Source organism: Chlorobium sp., assembly GCF_021740465.1.
Lineage (GTDB): Bacteria > Bacteroidota > Chlorobiia > Chlorobiales > Chlorobiaceae > Chlorobium.
Genome location: NZ_JAIOZR010000002.1, coordinates 106583 through 124299, shown reverse-complemented (window position 1 = coordinate 124299; position 17717 = coordinate 106583). Strand labels below are relative to the sequence as shown.

The following is a 17717-nucleotide window of genomic DNA, read 5'->3' as shown; positions in this document are numbered from 1 at the left end:
GGAGAGCTGTTGCGTTATGTTCGGTCTCTGTTGCATAGAGGTAACGCGGCAGAGAGAGGAAGGGTTCCTGAGAAATAACCGGCGCTGCAGACAGACCCGAACAGGCACCTGCCTTGCAGACCGGAAAGCTGTTAACTCCCCTGATTGTAATCAGGCCGCCGCGAAACTGCATAATACGCGGCACAAAGACCTGCAAGCGAGATAAACAGCATGGCATCCGATACCTCCAGCACTGCCGCCGCAATAGCCAGCAGAGGGAAAACAAGGCTCAGCGACACCAAAACCCGATGACTTGTCCCGGAAAAGCCGGGGGTACTATCCGTCATGAAGGGGCTGCGCCCATTCATGACCCGGCCAAGCGCGACCGACAAAAGGTTGACGAGAGGCAGGGCAAGCGCCGTGAACACCACTGCCGGAGAAACCGCTCCCCCCGTTGCCTGAGGCATGGAAAGCGCTACCACGGCAAGCAGGAACCCTGCGATATCTCCGAGCGGCATGAACCCGGAATGCCCGGAACGTAAGCGCCCGATCAGCATAAAAAGCCCGACCGCCCCTGCTGAGGCAAAAGAGAGCACCATCGGCAAAACCGCCGTATTGAGCCAGGATAGCAGGCAAAAGGCGCCAAGAGCCGCAAGGGAAACTACTCCTGCAAGAGCGTACTGGCTGCCGATTTTTCTTACGGCGTTCATGATGGCAAGAGAGAGAAACATGGTCGCCGGTACGGCAAGCGCACCGGTGCCGAGTTCGCCTGTCCCCGGAAAGGCACCAAGCGATGTCAGCTTCATCTCGGGTAAAAGCGCCATTGCCCCGGCCGTTGCGGCAAGCTGCACCGCTATTCTTGTCCTGAAGCCGCTTTCGGAACGATCCGAACCATTCCGTTCCCTTTCACGATCTGATTCGACATTTTGCTTGTTGCCATCTTCCCGGTCGGCTTCCAGACGTCGGAACTCATTTGCCGTGAGGTCCATTCCGGGACATAAAACCCTTTCGAGCGCTGACATGACGACGCTGTTTACTGTTGTTAAACTATTTTATTTTTCTGCTGCAATAGTCATGCCGCAATGACAGATAAATCGTTAACCCTTTCATAAAAGGATGTTGCCAAAAAGTCAGATACGGAAGAAAAACGAAAAAGTGAGACATATCGCCTGATCGCGTCCACAGTTCAGACTTTCGCTGTCACAGAATGAGACACCCGGACTCGCCGTTACCGTGGATCGGTCTCACGCTTCTGATCCCCGATACTCCCGCCATGCTGCCTGAATCTCCTTGCGATAACTGAAAAGAAGGATCGTGGCAAGCAGCACGACCATGCTGCCGATCCTTATGGCGAGCGCCGTACCGAAATGCTCGGAGAGAAACCCAACCTGCAGGTTGCCCAGCGGCATGAACCCCATCAGCACCATCAGGTAGATGCTCATAACCCTGCCCCGGTATCGGTCCTCCACAAGGCGCTGCACCGTTGCGGTCATGGTGGCGAAGGCCGAAAGCATGCCGATGCCGGCGATGAAAAGAAAGGCCATCGCAACGCGCTCGTCCGTAGCGAAAGTGAACGCCCCGAGCGCGAGGGAAAAGGTGAGAATGCCGCCGATCACCATAGAGGTGCTCCGTATTTTTCCCGACGACATCGAAACCAGCACGGTACCCGAAAGCGAGCCGAGCCCGAACGCCGAAAAAAGGTATCCCATGCCGTCCGAACCCATCCCGAAGGTCTGCTTGGCCACAACCGGAAGCATCGACATAAACGACCATCCGAATATCGAAACCACGGAGACGAAAATCACGATAGTGCGAATGACCGGATGCTCCCAGGTATAGATAATCCCCTCACGGATGGACTGCAGCGGCGGCTGATGCGCCTCGAGCCTTTTTGGGGGGGCAGCGGTACGGATGGCGAGCAGTGCTGCGATAACGGCAAGATAGCTCAGGCCGTTGGCCATGAACGCTCCGCCGGTGCCGATCCAGGCAATCATGAGACCGGCGATGGCCGGGCCGATCACCCTCGATGCATTGAAAATGGCCGCATTGAGCGCAACGGCCGAGTGCAGCTCTGCACGCTCCACCATTTCGCTCAGGAAAGCCTGAATCGCCGGAGTGGCCACTGCGGCTACACAGCCGAGCAGAAACGCCATAACCATGATGAAGGCAAGCGTCACCTTTCCTGACAGGGTGACGGCGCCGAGCACGAGCGCAAGCACCATCGAGGCCGACTGGGTCCAGAGAAGAATGGTTTTCCGGTTGTACCGATCGACGATAACACCGCCGAACAGCGAGAGAAACAGGGTCGGCAGCGACGAAGCTGCAGCGGTAACGCCCACCCAGAAAGCCGAACCGGTCATTTCAAGCACCAGCCACCCCTGCGCAACCATCTGCAGCCATGTGCCGATCATCGAAACGATCTGTCCGATAAAATAGAGCCGGAAATTCCGGCTGCGGAATGCGGGAAAAGCTGAAAGCGCCCTCTCTTTCATGCCTGGCTGGCGGCTTGTTGGAGGAAAATCGCTATGGTTCGTCGAATCGTCAGATTTTTCGTTCAGGTTATCATTCATCAAACGTGTCGGGATAATACCCTTCCTTCTCCTTTATTTTCTTTCCGGGGTCAAAACTGCGGCCGCGGAAAAGTAGGCTCAACTGTTTGAAGGTAACTTGCCGGCTCGACATCGCTCCTTTTTTCAGGCTTCCTGCCTCCATAAACCAGATACCTCGAGGCCACACGTTTACCGAATGCCAATGCGTTTTTTTTTCAGCGAACCGAACAGCTCCGAATGAATCGTCGGCGTGGACTTGATCCGGAAAATTTATTTCCCGACCGCAGCTGTCGCAGTAAAGGTGCAGGTTTGCGACCGATCCTGCATTGACAGGGGTTTCAGGCATTTCAGGAACAACAAGATTTTCAAACCCCGAAACCCTCAAGGGCTACGCAGCAAGGTGAGACTCCTTTGTAATGCCCGCCAGACATGTAGCCAGACCCACATCATAAAAATACAATTTCGGCGATTTGACAAGTCTTTTACCGATGTTGGCAAACCATGACAGCAAAAAAAACAACAAACGACGCTTCAGGCAGGGCCTGCCATGCTTTTGCGGTATGACACGAAACACGTGCGTCTGAAGCCAGGCAATGGAGATTGAGCAACTGACCGCTTCCGGCACACAACCATCCGGACAAAACGCTCGAATTCAAGCACATACCGCTAATGCACCGGTTCGCGCAGGTCGCGCTCGACACAGGCAGCAAAATAATCGCCCGGCAAGCGACTACATGCAGATTCGATGGCACAATTCATGATGGCTGACGGTCAGAATAAATTCTCCGGCCCGCCTGTTTTCATCGACTCCGGCCTGAATCCACGAGAGCAGATCGGGAACGCCATGGATAGCATCGGAGAACAGCTCTATCGGAAAACCGGGCAAGATAACCCGGAGAATCATTGATGGCAAAGTCCCTGAAAATCCGGACAGTCCGGGTGGCGGCAAGCCTTTTCCGGAAATACCGCTCTGCAGAGCGTGGTCTTTCCTGACTGTCTCGGCCCGGAAATGGTCACAACCGGGGAAGTCCCCGGCGAAGGCATGGATGGTTGCCGCAAGATGACGGTAGATCGTGTTTTGTGCAGTTATGAATGTTCAGCTGCAATATTGCACAAGCATCAGTAACAAACAGTGGAATACTGCCAAAAAGCATCCTATGCAGGCAGACCCGCAGCATTGTTTTTAAACGGATGAATGACTAACTTTTTCCCGTAGTTCCACAATACTCCTATCACCCCTAAACAGGAACAGGAATGAAAAAAATCATCGCCATCCCGACAGCGCTCATATTTGCGATTCTGATCTGTCACTCATTGAGCTTCGCGGCCGTCAGCCAGTTTACCGGTACGTGGAAAAACGCCGACCCGAACACTGCTGGCATCACCAGGCTGGCCATCTCCGGCAGCGGCAACGCGCTTAAAATACATGCATGGGGAAAATGCCACCCGCAGGATTGCGACTGGGGAGAAGTCAGTGCATATCCTTACGCCCGCGGCGTTTCCTCTGATATCGAGCAGAACGCCCAAGCCGTTTCGGCAATCTTCAGCACCGGATTCAGCCAGACGCTGGTTATCGTCAGGCCGCTCAGCAGAAGCACTCTTCGAGCCGAGACCTACACCCGCTTTACCGACGGCAGCGGACGCTCGAACTACAGCTCAACCTACACATTCAACAGGCAGTTTCTTCCAGGTCCCATCGGCCCGATCGGACCAATAGGGCCCATACAGCCCCTGCCCGCGGTCGTTGAAGACTGCATCCCGTTCAATCCAGCCAGCACCACCCTGAAAAATATCGACGGACGCTGGACGCTCGCCGACGGCGGCCATCTGATGTTCAACTTCGGCTCAAACAAGGCTGAGGCCCTGCAGGCACTGAAGATCATAAAGTATTACCGTATGAACCGCTCCTGTTTCGTCGGTCGTCCCGATCCGAGCTTCCAGTACCTGCTGGTTGACGGCAACGCGCCGCAGGGCAACATGCCCGGCGAGGACTGCGTAGCCTTCAACCCGAACACCATCGAAGTCCGGAACATCGGCGGACGCTGGAAAATCGCGGATGGCAGCCACTGGGTTTTCGATTTCGGCGGCAAGGAAGCCGAGGCCAGAGCGGCTTTCGCCATCATCAAAAAATACGGTTTCACCCGCAGCTGCTACGTCGGCCGCCCGAACCCGAGCTTCCAGTACCTGAGGAAGTAACCGTTTCGACAGCAGAAACAGTAACCCCGCCGGCTTCGCGCATGAAGCCGGCGGGGTTTTGCTTTTTATCCCGAAAATCAACCCCCGGAAACCCGGATTTCAGCTTATAAACGCCGAATAAGGTCAGTATACTATACATATTTCGTCGCCCCGATGGGAATCAACCTACTTGCCGAGCCCCCCGCCAATCGCTATACTTCAGTAATACCGGCATCAACCCATTAATCGACCCGTCACTCCATGCTCAAACTCGTCAGGTTCAACTACCTTTACCGCGATGGGAGCAATTTCAATCGCCAGGGCTCACTCGAGTTCAGCAATCCAGAACAGCTGACCATCGAAGAGATCGAAAACGAGCATTCGGCAAACCCAGCCCGAACAATAGGCGAGTTTCTGACGGTAGTACAAACAAGTGCGGATAAGGGCTGGAAGGCCTTCGACCCGCTGGATCATCTTTCACGTATTCAAGCGCGTCTGACATGAAACGATCATGGTCCAGTGCAAGTATAACTATCGGGAATTCCTGCCGCGAAATGCGGAAATAATATCGAAGAAATAACTTCAATTGAGCTTACGAGAGGCATCAAACAATGAAAGCAGGCCAGAAACTGTGGACGCGTGACGAATTGATCCTTGCGATCAACCTTTATTGCAAGTTGCCGTTCGGCCGCCTGCATGCGAAAAATCCCGAGGTAGTCATGCTTGCGTCACTGATCGGACGGACTCCCGGTTCGATTGCATACAAGCTCGTCAACTTCGCAAGCCTCGACCCGAGCCTGCAGGCTCGCGGCATCAAGGGAGCTTCAAACGCCAGCAAGCTCGACAGGGAGATCTGGAACGAATTTTATCAGGATTGGGACCGACTTCCATTCGAAAGCGAAAAACTCTGAGCGTCGATTGAACACTCGACCGTCGAGAAACTCAACCAGATCGATGAAGATGAACTTCCCAAGGAAGGGCGAACGAGAGAACGGATGGTGAAAACACGGGTGAATCAAGCGTTCTTCAGAACTATGATTCTTGCTTCGTACAACAATACCTGTTGCATTACCGGGCTCCAGAACAACGAACTGCTTGTGGCCGGTCACATCAAACCATGGAGCATAGACGAGAAAAATCGGCTCAACCCGAGAAACGGCTTGGCCATGAACGCCCTTCACGACAAAGCCTTCGAATCCGGCCTATTGACCATCACTCCCGAGTACAAAGTGAAGATTTCCCCTTTGCTCAAACAACAGAAGAAAAACCCTGCGGTCAGAGATTACTTCCTGCGATACGATAGACAAGATATTCATGCTCCTTGGCGCTTCATGCCCGATGCTGAATTCTTGCGATATCATAATCAGGAGAGGTTCAAAAATTGAAACAAACGACTTCAGAACGCACCTACCAGACGAAAAAAAACAACAATAGAATCGAGTTATGACACCTTCCCAAAAAAAGTGGTCTGTTAAATGGGAAAACGCCCTTCAAACGCCAGAATAAGGAAGAAGAACCTACTCGTTCCCATCGTGGGAACAGCTTCTCAAAACAGCTAAAGCTCATGAGAATTACCGCAAGAAGTAGATTATTTCTTCTAAATATGATCACATAATGCCTCACGAATAGCTTTACCCAAGGCAGCACCGAGTTGAGGCGGAATCGCGTCCGAGACCTGACGGATTTGATCGCTGAGCGTACCCAGCAACTCATAATCCTCAGGAAAGCCTTGAAGTAACATCGCTTCATATACACTCAATCGTCTATCTGCGTTCGGGTGTACGTGAATTTCTCGGTTTCCGTAGGCAACCGTCGAACTGGGCTTGTCCCATTGTAGCACACGAAATGATCGGCCTTGCTTATAACCGTTTTTTTTTAGAAATCCATCGGTAAATTTTCTGGAGCGCGGGTACATGGTCCAGTGGTTCGGATGGAATGAGATATCCTCCCTCGTCATCCCCTGTTTAAAAAAAAGCGGTGTAGGCAAATCCTTTATTTTGCTTGCAACGGTAAGAGGTACTGTCATCTCCGCTTCTGGAAAAGCAAACTGGATATTGGGATACTTGACTTTGTTGAACCCAACGAGAAACACGCGACATCGGTGTTGGGCAACTCCAAAGTTTACAGCATCGAGTACCCCCTCGAAGAGCTTGAAGCCCGCACACGAGAACATGCGCTTGATTGTGGTGAATTCCTGTTGGTGCTTTTTCGACGTGATGCCTTTTACATTTTCGAAAACGAAAAAGTCGAGGTCATATTCCTCATTGAGAGCGCGAAGTAAGTATGCATAGCGACGCGGCAAAGTGTGCCTTACGTCATCTCCGTTGAAATGCACGTTCCCATTAGAGAAGGTCTGGCATGGTGCACCACCGATCACGCCTAGGGGCTTAACTGAGCCACATTCATGCTGGTACAGTTCCAGGATAGTAGCGGGATCTGTGTGCGCAAGGTCCGCCACATGACAAACCATCTGTCCTCGATTGTGGTTATAGCTTTTCACCGCAACTGGATCTACGTCAAGGGCTAACTCTACAGAGAACCCAGCAGACGAGAAACCAAGATCGAAGCCACCGCAGCCGGAAAAGAAGCTAATGACCGTTTTCGACTTTATCGAATTCTTCTTGATAGTATTCTGGATTTCTTCCTTCATAAATCCTCAGTCGGTTCTATAGATTACGGTGTTTTGAGTCTCAATGTAGTCACAGGAACGATAATCACGCTGAAGACCATACACCGCAACACCCGACCCTATCGGCATACTGGTAAGTAACGGATGCCTATCGACGGAATCTGTCACGCCACGGACAACAATGGATGATAGCGATGGCGAATCCGTCTGCCTAATCCGAAGACAGATCTTCCCATTCCGCAATAGAATAGACTTCTCCAGGATGCCACGTACATCAGCTGGCCACCTTGCGTCAATTTCCCTTTGACGGGCATCCCAATACGCGCTACATGCGGGTCTGAACAGGCATAGCCTGCAATACTCGGGTATGGCTACCGCGAGAACGGTAGTGTCCATGGTTCCGTCCTGCACAGCGTCAATACGGTTGTTCGCCACCTGCAGAAACTTCTTTGCCTCGAGAAGAAGGCGTTCGGCGTGCTCTGGCTCAAAGACTACTTCTATAGGCTCACCTTGAAGAGGAATTACCTCCAATCTGACAGGCAAAGTCTCCGTTATTTGTCTGTAGAGGGCCGCATAGAGTTGCATTTGAATTCTGTATACATGCTTGAGTTCACGGGAGTACTTTTCTGGCCCCATCTCCAAAACGGCTCCGCTCTTGTAGTCACTGAGCACCACACCCTCTGTCGTCTCGCTTGCGCGATCAATGAAACCACCGAGCGCCCCATCATCTGATTCTACCCAAAGTTCAAAACCTGTTGCACGGCGGGATAGCTTTGGGAGCTTACCAGAACACCGGTGTCCGTCGCGGGCTATCTCTACAGCTTTATTGCACGTCCGTAGTCTAAGAACATGGAAATCCGGAATGCTCTGGCTCAAGGGTGTCTGCTGTCTCCTTAGCGGGGAAAGCGCCATACGCGCCTCTGCCTCTGAGACAAGAGACTCCCATCTCTCATTGACTTCTTCACTGCCGGTTCCTTTCAGCTCACCTCGACCTGCAGCCTCAAGAATCCGATGAGCGATATTACCAAGTTCTGCGCGTGGGGATGGTGGGAGAAGAAAGTCGTTGCCGGATGCAGCCCATACTTCTCGCAACAAGCACTCTTGCATTGCCGTATAGCGCGACGGCGATATTCGCCGAAACCTCTTAATGGTCAACTGCCCAAATAGTAGATTTGTGCAAGATCTTGCCATTATATACCCAAGCTTTGGTACACCCAACTCATTCGGCGGTGAAGATTAAATGTGTCGACGACGCAAACCGAGGCGTCTGTCCCAAGTGATGCAATTGCTTCAGCAAGTATTCCATCCGGATGTCTGGTGTTCCATAGAGGATGAATCAGAATAACGCTTTGGCCAGCAATGTCCCAACCATGGAGGGGGCCAAATTCAGCAGGGATACACGACTGGAACGATTGACAGAATGTAGTACGTAGTGAGCCGGAAAACTCCAGCCAAGTAATAAGTTCAGGAAAAGAGAAATCGCCGTCTAAGCCACAAACGTATGTTGGGTCTGCGAGTATGCGAAGAAGCGACATTCCTATCCTCCAATCGAGGAGGCTGTGGTAACTCATGTTTCGATAAACCTTAAGGCAGTCATAGCAAGCGCTATCGCACCCGCTTGCATGACTGTCAGATAGCAGTTTCTCGATAAACGAGTCTTCAGCATGTTCAGAGCCAGTGATTATGTCAAGTACCTGTCGCCAGTTGTCTTCTTGCGACAGCCAAGCAGTGAAACCAGCGCCATTCTCAAGGTGATCATTTATAATTATTTCGCCTGCATTTGTTCCATCATCAAGTTCGATGGCTCGCACGGTGCTGATGTCAATTTCCTCCGGATCAATATCGAGTTTTTCTGAAACAACCGAGCGCAGAATAAATGCGGCTGAGTAATAGGCGGCCTTCACGGCGGCAGCTTGCCCCAAATCATTTCGGTTACGGGGAATAAGATTAAGACAGAATGATGGAGGCACTGAATGGGGACGAATCCTAAGTACATCTGTGACTTTTGGGGCAGCCAACGCAAACGTGTCAGTCTGCGTGGTCTCTTGTGTAAAGAGAACGTTGTTGTCGCCTCGGACGTTCTGATATCGCTTGTCGATCCATTGGTGCGAGAGCGTGACTCCTCCCCGGCTCCATCGAGCGGACCCAAGCCCACCGGTAAAAAGTCTACCAGCACGATCATTGATCCTGTATATGTAGCCGCCAGTCGTTGGCACGAGATCGGAATTTGTGCCAGAAATGAACACTGGAGAAACATCGGTTTTTCCTGCCACGGTGCTTGTTCCTCGCGGCAGAAATTCGTCATCTGCTTTTGCGTCCACTCCATGGCTAAATGACGTTCTGAAAGCTGCTGGAACCACAATTTCGAACACACGAAATGCGTTATCACCTTCACGGCTATTTCCACAATCGGGACATCCTGCCATATCAGGTTCGGCATTGTATGTGTCCACGAAATGACAGAGGTCACATCGTGCCATCCACATGCGCCGAGGAAATGGATTAGCGGATACAGGGTGCCAAGTTGGATCGGGAAGAATCGGAGATGTAAAACCAATAGCAGTATAAACCCGTTTATCCTTTGTTTTCTGAGAGCCCGGCGCAAACTCCGTAATGGCAAGATCAAGATCACGGTCAATAGTCATGGCTTCTCGCCGATGAAATCCGTGATATAGCAACCTGACACGGGATGGCATCCCATACATGGGCAGAACCGCGCCTTCCGCAAGCCTTTCAGCCAGCCCTTCACCGGCAAGCTCTATGCTGTTCGCACATTCCTGTACCTGTGTAAAAAGGCTTTCCCGGGCGTACCTCACCATTTCATCAGTCGAGATACCTTCTGTGCCTGCCAAAATGGAATCGATGATTTGGGGTACTGCCGGCGAAGCTGTGAGCCATTCCTCAACAGCCTGTCGCCTGTCTGGCGTTCGGATCCAATCAGCGACAGTACCGAACTCGCCATGACTATCCGGTGGCGTTGGACTGTCCCACCACCGAACGCCCGTAGCGCGGAATACCTCTGACAAACAGGCCTTCGCCACAAGGCGCTTGGCGATCTCTTCTCGTCTCATAGACAGAAAAGGAACAGGCGGCAAATCGCCCGTGATCCGGCGGGGTCGGCTGTAATAGAATTCGTCATGACTCCGGCCCCGACACAGAGTCAGCACCGCGGCAAACGCTTGACCTCGCCTGCCCGCTCGGCCCACTCGCTGTTGGTAGTTAAATCGCATGGGCGGCATGTTAGCAAGCACAACGGCCTGCAGATTACCGATGTCCACACCTACTTCCATGGTGGTCGTAACACTAAGCAGGTCAATCGAATCAACGAGAGGGATTGGCGGGCGAGTTCGATCTGCTTCAGCTTGCACCACAACATCTCTGAAGCATCGCTGACGGCCTGGTTGATCGTCAGTCTGAGCCGTCAATTCTTCGCAATGGAGTCGCAGGGGAACACGACGCTCAACAGCCTCGTTTGCGTAGTAGTTTCTGCTGTAAAGTTCATGGCACTGTGTATCCGGTTCGCTGTTTATCTCCCGGAAGCAACCCGTGCAGATCCCGGCTGCGCGGTGCATGTGGACACGCTGACAAGACGGACAGACCCAGATTGGATCGTCTTGAAGCCCGAGCCTCACAAGAAGACGATGTGCTTGCAATTTCGCACTTTCATGTCCACCTGCTTGGCAAATCGCATGCCACGCGCCATCGAGAAGCGTTGATGCGTCCGCACCGTGCAGTTCCGCACAGGCCCGGATGTAATTGCGGAGCTTTGCTCGTGCTGGGGGAGCCCAATTCATCCAATCGTCAAGCCAGTCTGGTGCGGGTTGCCGTTCTTGATGGTACCGGTAGAGGTCGCCCATGATTCGCACACATCCATGGCACAGCTCACGGAAAGTATCCAGCGGCAGTCCGGTGCGTTCTGCATGTTCATTCCATACCTCATCAGGTAAATCGAGGCATGCGTACCCAAGCCCAGCCGACTCAAAGCCAAAGTAGAGGCGGCTGAATAACACATTCATAATTTCTGTGCGAACCTTGCCACGCACACGGTCTCTTCTTTCAACTGCGCTTTCAGGAAGACCATCACGCCAGCATTCCTCACTGTTGGTATAGTCAAAGAACTCAGTCCAATCATGGTCTTCGCCTTCAAAATTGAACATCTGGTACATCACATCATTGCCTGCGGGATTGATGCCCAGTTGTTTCAGGCGTTTGATTAACAGCAGCGAATGATTGCCTGATGAATCATCTGTATTCGACTCATAAAGCAGGCGTAGTGGAACCATTCGCGTCGAGGCTTGCCGCCTGACAGCTTCGAGCACGTTTGTGGCCCTCTGACGTTCTTTTTCCAGGTTGTCTCTAAGAATTATTGCAAGGCCGTCAGGTATCTCAGTTCTCGCGATCTCGATTTCGCGCAAGAAACGTTCAGCAATTTCAGGGTTTTCCTCGGCACAGGAAAGTGCTTCAGCGCATTGAGCTTCGCCATGCGCTTCCAAGTCTGCCAGCAAAAGACCTTCACTGACCGCAATACGATGCAACTCGTCATACATAGCTTCACGCACAAGGTCCAAGTAATGTGTTCGTTCAATTCCGTTCGAGATGGATGCTGCATCCTCTCTGCTGTCCGAGAAAACTACGAGTTTGCGGGTGTCCCCTTCGGGAAGGCTATAGAAAAGCTCCTTGGATAGAAGCTGACTCACACGGGAAAAACCTGTTCTAAATCCACGCACTGGTGATGTACGGTACATCCTTCTGCTGTAGTTGGCCCCACAGTTGGGACAACATGACGGCAGCGCCGAGAAGTTCTGCTCATCGTCAGCCCCATCGATAGGGGGAATGACATACAGATATCCCGGAATAGCCGTACCTTCTGGTGCCAGTTGACCGCTCGGAGCATCGGTAACGCGACCACTTATAGCATCAAGGTGTTTCATTGCCCAGCGAGCTTGTTCCGAACCATCAAGGACAACATGCGGCTGACTCCATGTTCGCGCATCGTGATTCAGCTCGCGTCTGCCTCTTGGCCAAAAGATCGCAAAGTCACCATAGGTCTTCCTGTCCACAAACCGAGCCTCCTGTTTGTCGGGAAGCCCTTCAATGTCCGGGTCCGTGCTCAGGATCTCGATTCCTCTTCCATCGCGATTTCGTAGTCGGTTGCCACCAAAGAAAATAGTCCCGCACTGCTCGCAGTATAAAAGCTCCAACACGCGATGCGGTGTATCAGGATTTTCGCAAAAAATCCGGTTCTGCGAAAAGAGTTTACCTGCCGGTCTGAGACCATCAGCATGAGCACCATTACACTGGCATCCTGGCTGAACACATGCCCAGAGGCCTTCGATGTTTCTGAAGAACCAGTGAAATCGAAAAGATGGCAGTTTTGGTGCTGCATGTTGAGAGGCGGCAATTCCGCGCGCGACAAGAAGACCTCGTACCGCCTGCATCGCCACTTCATTATTATCCGCGTCTGGAAAAACTCGAGTCGCAAAGTCAGAAATCGATATCGCTCTGGTTCGATTTCCGTCCTTACATGCATGGAGCATGGTCGTGGTTAATGTTTCCTGCACGGACTGAAGAGCAGAACACAGGCGAATCTGTGGATCGTCGTCAGTTACAGCAGGATCCAGCGACGCAGCTAGCAACGAACAGGATTCAGCGACGCGATCATTATTTCCATCTCGGATGCTATCGGCAAAATTTGCGAATGCTACAGCACATAGAGTGCTCTTCCCATTTTCGGGGATAGGTTGCTCAGATCCAGCGAGGATCTGAGCTGGCGACCAGTTACATCCGAAGAAATCTGAGAGAAACGACAGACTGTCGGCATTGGATGGATCGAGAGATGCACTGGACGCCAAGATGCGCAACCTGTGATCAGTTGGTGAAAGGCCAAGCTTTCGCAGTAGAAGCCGCAAGAGATACGCCACTTCCGTTCCTGATGTGCCCCGGTAAAGGTGAAGCTCGTCGATGATCAGATGAAATACATTACCCGGCTGTTCTAGCCATTCACGAGTCTGCTCAAATATCGGCGAATCAGCTTCTCTCATCAGCATGATGCTGAGCATGCTGTAGTTCGTGATAAGGATATCGGGTGGCGATTGCTGCATATCCCAGCGAGAGCGCATTTCAGCACCATCAAGACGAGGGAAAAAATAGATGCTGTCGCGTGCCGCTTCGCGTTCCTCGTCGGTCGATGCTTCCACCGCCCGCAGAGCAGCGTGTTCCCCCGCAGCGATTGCGCCACGATCCAGATCAGTCAGTTCTCTGGCAAGCTTCTCAATTCGCCCACGATCCGGGTTTCCTCGTTGGTTCTGCTCGTGACCTGGTACGGGGGTGTTCCCGGTATACCGTCCAAAGTAGAACCGGTTCCCGTTCATATGTTTAGCGCACCATTCGCGTACTGCATCGGAATCAAGTGCACGCCTGAGGCGAGTTAGCTGATCCTCTACCAGCGCATTCATGGGGTACATGATGAGAGCGCGAACGGCTGCAGGTCTGGTCTCGTGTTCCCGCTGCGGAACACGGTATGAACGTGCCATTCGGCGTCCGTTCTTGCAGGATGCTTGCCAATCCTCGTTCGACCACCAGTCATTGACATGAAGATGCTGTACGCCGGGTTTTTCCCACTTGAGGCTTTCAGCTGCAAGTGACGCAAATAAAGGCAACAAGAAAGACTCTGTCTTACCGGAACCGGTACCTGCGGTAACGACTGCATTCTGGCCGGTGACAGCACGCTGCAACATTGCAACCTGATGGGTATAAAGGGGGTAGTTGCCAACCAAACCTGAAAGTGAGAGATCTTTGAATCTCGCGACAGCTTCAGGGCTCATACTGGGCAGGTCTTCTTCACTCAGTGCAGCAAGAGGCCTGTCGGTTGTATAACGTGGAAGAGGTTCAATCCAGGGCTCTTGGCTTAAAATCGTCGGACGCCTTAGCAATTCTTCTCGTTCCTGTTCCAATCCTGGAAATTGAGTGCCAAACGCAGTCTTCAGGTACAGAATGAAGTTGTCCCGGATCTTTTCAAAAGCACCAATTGGGTCATTCATAACGATTGTCCTTAAATGCTTGCTTTTCTAACAGAATTAATCAACAATAATACTTTAATACACTGACTATTCGCATCAATCAATGGTTAGTATGGTTGGGAGTTCTTTTGCCTCTTGGTGATTTGCATAAAATATATCATCAACGGCATAACGTTTATCGAATTTCAACTCTTGCCGGTATTTGTCCAACCTTTGAGAGAGCAACCAATGCAATCTGTGGAGGAACATCCTCATACATCAACCAATCTGCACACGCACAGCCGGGGACTAGCGCCTCACCGGATTTATGGACAGGTGGTTTCCCTGAACACAGGCAAACGGTTCTGGATATGACTGAGGGAAGCGGAATCCTTACAGGAATGCACAACCGGTATCTCCTTTCATCATAAGCTACCACCTTTATTCCTCTGGCGTTAAGGTTTAGATAACGGCCCCAGTTTCGATCCACCTCTGCTCCTGAACCATCCCGGAAAAACACATAAACAGGGAGTTTTGTTGTTGGATTGAGATATTTAGAAAGACGAGGAAGTGAATCCGATCGTGTCCGTAGGAACATGTGTGTGTTAACGCAGAAATCGGAACGAGTCCATCCGAAGTTTTCAGTGATACGGTAGTCCAGCGTTTTTTCGTACTCCAAAAGCGTACCGCACCAATTCACGAACGTCCATGCTGGAGGAATTTTTGGGCAACGAAGACCAAGCTTCTCAGTGAACGCAGCCAACGCTGCATCTGATTCAGATTGAATTTTTATGGTGTCGGGAAGCAGACCAAGCGGCCCGGGATAACGTTCAGTGATGATCTGGATAGAACCGCTTTGCGCATTTGCTGCTTTGGCGAGCTGTTCTTGAGTCTTCGGGCAACGAGCACCGGCAAGCACTGCTACTGGCAATCCTGCCCGTGGTAGCCGACAAAGAGATGCTGGTGAAACTGTTATTATACTCTGCCCCTGTTCGTAGTACGCATCGCAGTGTCCGAGGGCTTCAAAGCATTGCAATAATCCGCTAGTCGCCATTTTAGTTGTCCGCTCTTCACTCAATTTGTTTGCAGAAAGGAAATCAATGGCGTTACAGTAATCAGCCCATCTCATCTTTACACGAGAAGATATGACAAAAAGCAATCGGTTAGGATCAGCGGATAACATTTGCGACCTCCTTATAATCCTTCCATAATGCTTGCAGTGCAGGAAGTGAAGGGATAGAAATCCGTTTGCGTTTGTGCCAAAGAACTTCTTTCCAAAGACGCAAACGCTGATGGTCCATGCATTGGGTTCTTTTCGGTTTTTCATCGGAGGGATCGAGGCCGCAATAGATGGCATTTCCCTTGCCTTTCTTTTTCATAATCACTGCCCAAACAGGCTTCCAGTCATCTGATATGGTTTCTCTTGGGCACTCAACAATTTCTCCTGCATTTCGTCCGATAAAATAGACTCGATTACCTTCGCTAGGCGGCAAGAAAACTCCAAGGCTCAAATCAGGGGGCGCAAAGCCGTCAACAATTATGCCGGAACATGATTGACTTGTCTCACCATTACCCCTTTTTCCAAACCTGTCTAAATGTGATATTTGAATATTGTTAACCCATGCTGATGGCTCAAAGGCATATAGTGATTTCTTGCGAATAGGTTCACCATCTCGCCGAACTTCGATTACAAGCCGTCGATCGGTCACCTCATCCGGAATACTAAATTGACCATTATCAAAATGTGACTTTAAAGGAATATTATTACAAAACAGTTCTATGGGCTCGGTTACACCCGTAACTTCAATAAGTGGCAATGCAAACGCGAAATACTGGTTTCCCCGGAATTTTAACCCTTTATTAAATCGGATACGCAATAAAGTAGGAAACGCGAGGAATGGTAGAACATCGCGAATGATAGCGTCGGAATCCGCCCGCTGAATTGAGTACAGTCGCCAGCCCTGTGGTAAGCCGGAAAGCTCCTCAATCTCAAAAAAATCTTTGCAGCAAGCCGTGCCCCAAACTTGTATTTTCTCAGTATGCTCACAGTGAACTAACAGATAGAAGGGCTTAGCCTGAGGAATCTGACTTTCCTCGACAAACCCATCAAAGCCAAATGACCTCGCATTGACCATGACTCTGACCGGTCGCTTTGACAGTGAGGCCCGCCAGAAATGTTCGTTATCTACAAAAGTCGTTCCTGAATGCCAATCAAGTATTGTAGCATCGAACATCTGCAAATGTGATTCCCTCTCGGAAAGCAGGCTGGACCACCCATCACCGTCCTCATAGCAATAAAGTGGCTCCGCAACATCCTCACAGACAAGTCGAAGTCCTTCCTCCGGGTACTCGCAATTTGATTTACAACGCATAGAAAAGCGAACCCTCTTAGCGGTCATATCAAGTGTCATCGTTAGACGTAGAAGACCAAACAAACCGCCGGTCTCCTCCCCGAGTTCCGCTTGTGATGGAACAGTTCCATCCCAGTCTTCAAGCTCATCCATAATCGTATTCAAGAGCACTTCTCGTACCGCAGACTCATCAGAATTATGGCTCTCAAGAAGGTGCTTCGTGTGGGGTAGAAGGTAGTGGTGCTTTTCTTGTGCGAGTAGATCGGCCAGTTCACGGTCAGCGGGTGGCGAAGACGAATCAAAACCATTATGAGCAAATAGCAACGGAAGCTTGAGGCGTTCATCATCCGTCAACACTGTCTGCGCTTTTGGCAGACCTACGTACTCCCTTTTCCCCAGAATATCAGCATAGAAAATGCCTTGTTCGCCGTTCTTGTCTTGGTTGGTCCAATCCTCAAGATCAAACCAGAGTGCATACATCTTGTCGAAAGAGGGATAGCCACCGGCGGCAGGCTCTTCCCCCAGCAAAAAACGAAGTCCTGGATAGTAGGAGGCACGTGAGAACCCCGGAACCGGAATAGTAGCCGCAAGTGAAAACAGGGCAAGATATGCCAAGTAAGGTGGGTATTCCAAATGTCGATCGCGCCAAGCTTCGTAAGCTTGAAGCGCCTGCTGACAAATGCTCTGACCGTGCCGGGAATTCCATGGCGGCCCAGCTTTTACCGCAGCAATAAAATCATCGCTATCAACGCCATGCGGGGCACCGACCTCATTTATTACGTCAATAGTAACGTAGAGAAAAACACGGACGCCGCTTCTATCTGAATTGAAAAAGCGTTCTCCGATAGCATTATTCCAAGACAAATAATCCACGTTATCAATTATTCAGTGTTATAAACTCAAAAAAAATGAATCTTGATTGAATCCATGACTCCCAAGAATGGATGTGACAAAGGGAATCCCTCCATCCAAATATTAAATCACCAGCTTTTTCTGATTCTCCTGATCAATGCTCAAAGAAGCAAAAGGTTGATTT

Annotated in this window: 13 protein-coding genes; 5 read left to right on the top strand and 8 right to left on the bottom strand. The window is 51.1% G+C overall.

Annotation, left to right across the window (positions count from 1 at the left end):
- Window positions 1-131 precede the first annotated feature (131 nt).
- The 3 genes from K9G39_RS01615 to K9G39_RS11150 all read right to left on the bottom strand — a co-directional run bounded on the left by K9G39_RS01615 (window position 132) and on the right by K9G39_RS11150 (window position 3102).
- On the bottom strand, window positions 132-1001 hold the full coding sequence (locus K9G39_RS01615; protein ID WP_292003172.1) for a hypothetical protein: 870 nt from the start codon (window positions 999-1001) through the stop codon (window positions 132-134).
- A gap of 222 nt (window positions 1002-1223) precedes the next feature.
- Window positions 1224-2549 carry an MFS transporter gene (locus tag K9G39_RS01610; RefSeq protein WP_292003171.1) on the bottom strand — a complete coding sequence of 442 codons (1326 nt, stop codon included), beginning with the start codon at window positions 2547-2549 and terminating at the stop codon, window positions 1224-1226.
- Between the two features lie 367 nt (window positions 2550-2916).
- Window positions 2917-3102, bottom strand: a complete 186-nt coding sequence (locus K9G39_RS11150) for a DUF4143 domain-containing protein (protein ID WP_363319351.1) — start codon at window positions 3100-3102, stop codon at window positions 2917-2919.
- A gap of 171 nt (window positions 3103-3273) precedes the next feature.
- Here K9G39_RS11150 and K9G39_RS01605 point away from each other — a divergent pair, with 171 nt between their 5' ends.
- The 5 genes from K9G39_RS01605 (at window position 3274) to K9G39_RS01585 (ending at window position 6088) form a co-directional block, all read left to right on the top strand.
- The gene (locus K9G39_RS01605; protein WP_292003170.1) at window positions 3274-3435 is read left to right on the top strand and encodes a hypothetical protein; all 162 of its coding nucleotides are present in this window, start codon (window positions 3274-3276) and stop codon (window positions 3433-3435) included.
- Window positions 3436-3782: 347 nt separating this feature from the next.
- Entirely contained in the window at window positions 3783-4724 is a 942-nt protein-coding gene (locus K9G39_RS01600; RefSeq protein ID WP_292003169.1) for a hypothetical protein, read from the top strand.
- A gap of 240 nt (window positions 4725-4964) precedes the next feature.
- Window positions 4965-5207, top strand: a complete 243-nt coding sequence (locus tag K9G39_RS01595) for a hypothetical protein (RefSeq protein ID WP_292003168.1) — start codon at window positions 4965-4967, stop codon at window positions 5205-5207.
- Window positions 5208-5314: 107 nt separating this feature from the next.
- The gene (locus tag K9G39_RS01590) at window positions 5315-5614 is read left to right on the top strand and encodes a hypothetical protein (RefSeq protein ID WP_292003167.1); all 300 of its coding nucleotides are present in this window, start codon (window positions 5315-5317) and stop codon (window positions 5612-5614) included.
- An 84-nt stretch (window positions 5615-5698) separates the two neighbouring features.
- On the top strand, window positions 5699-6088 hold the full coding sequence (locus K9G39_RS01585; protein ID WP_292003166.1) for an HNH endonuclease: 390 nt from the start codon (window positions 5699-5701) through the stop codon (window positions 6086-6088).
- A 212-nt stretch (window positions 6089-6300) separates the two neighbouring features.
- Here K9G39_RS01585 and K9G39_RS01580 read toward each other — a convergent pair whose 3' ends face one another.
- From K9G39_RS01580 to K9G39_RS01560, 5 genes are all read right to left on the bottom strand, one after another.
- On the bottom strand, window positions 6301-7353 hold the full coding sequence (locus tag K9G39_RS01580; protein ID WP_292003165.1) for a DNA cytosine methyltransferase: 1053 nt from the start codon (window positions 7351-7353) through the stop codon (window positions 6301-6303).
- A 6-nt stretch (window positions 7354-7359) separates the two neighbouring features.
- Complete coding sequence (locus K9G39_RS01575) at window positions 7360-8523, bottom strand: PD-(D/E)XK nuclease family protein (RefSeq protein WP_292003164.1); 1164 nt, start codon at window positions 8521-8523, stop codon at window positions 7360-7362.
- Window positions 8523-14372: a DEAD/DEAH box helicase gene (locus K9G39_RS01570; protein ID WP_292003163.1), complete on the bottom strand. Its 5850-nt coding sequence runs from the start codon at window positions 14370-14372 to the stop codon at window positions 8523-8525. Before K9G39_RS01570 ends, K9G39_RS01575 begins: the two co-directional genes overlap by 1 nt.
- A gap of 154 nt (window positions 14373-14526) precedes the next feature.
- Window positions 14527-15513: a hypothetical protein gene (locus K9G39_RS01565; protein WP_292003162.1), complete on the bottom strand. Its 987-nt coding sequence runs from the start codon at window positions 15511-15513 to the stop codon at window positions 14527-14529.
- On the bottom strand, window positions 15500-17554 hold the full coding sequence (locus K9G39_RS01560) for a hypothetical protein (RefSeq protein WP_292003161.1): 2055 nt from the start codon (window positions 17552-17554) through the stop codon (window positions 15500-15502). Before K9G39_RS01560 ends, K9G39_RS01565 begins: the two co-directional genes overlap by 14 nt.
- Window positions 17555-17717 lie beyond the last annotated feature (163 nt).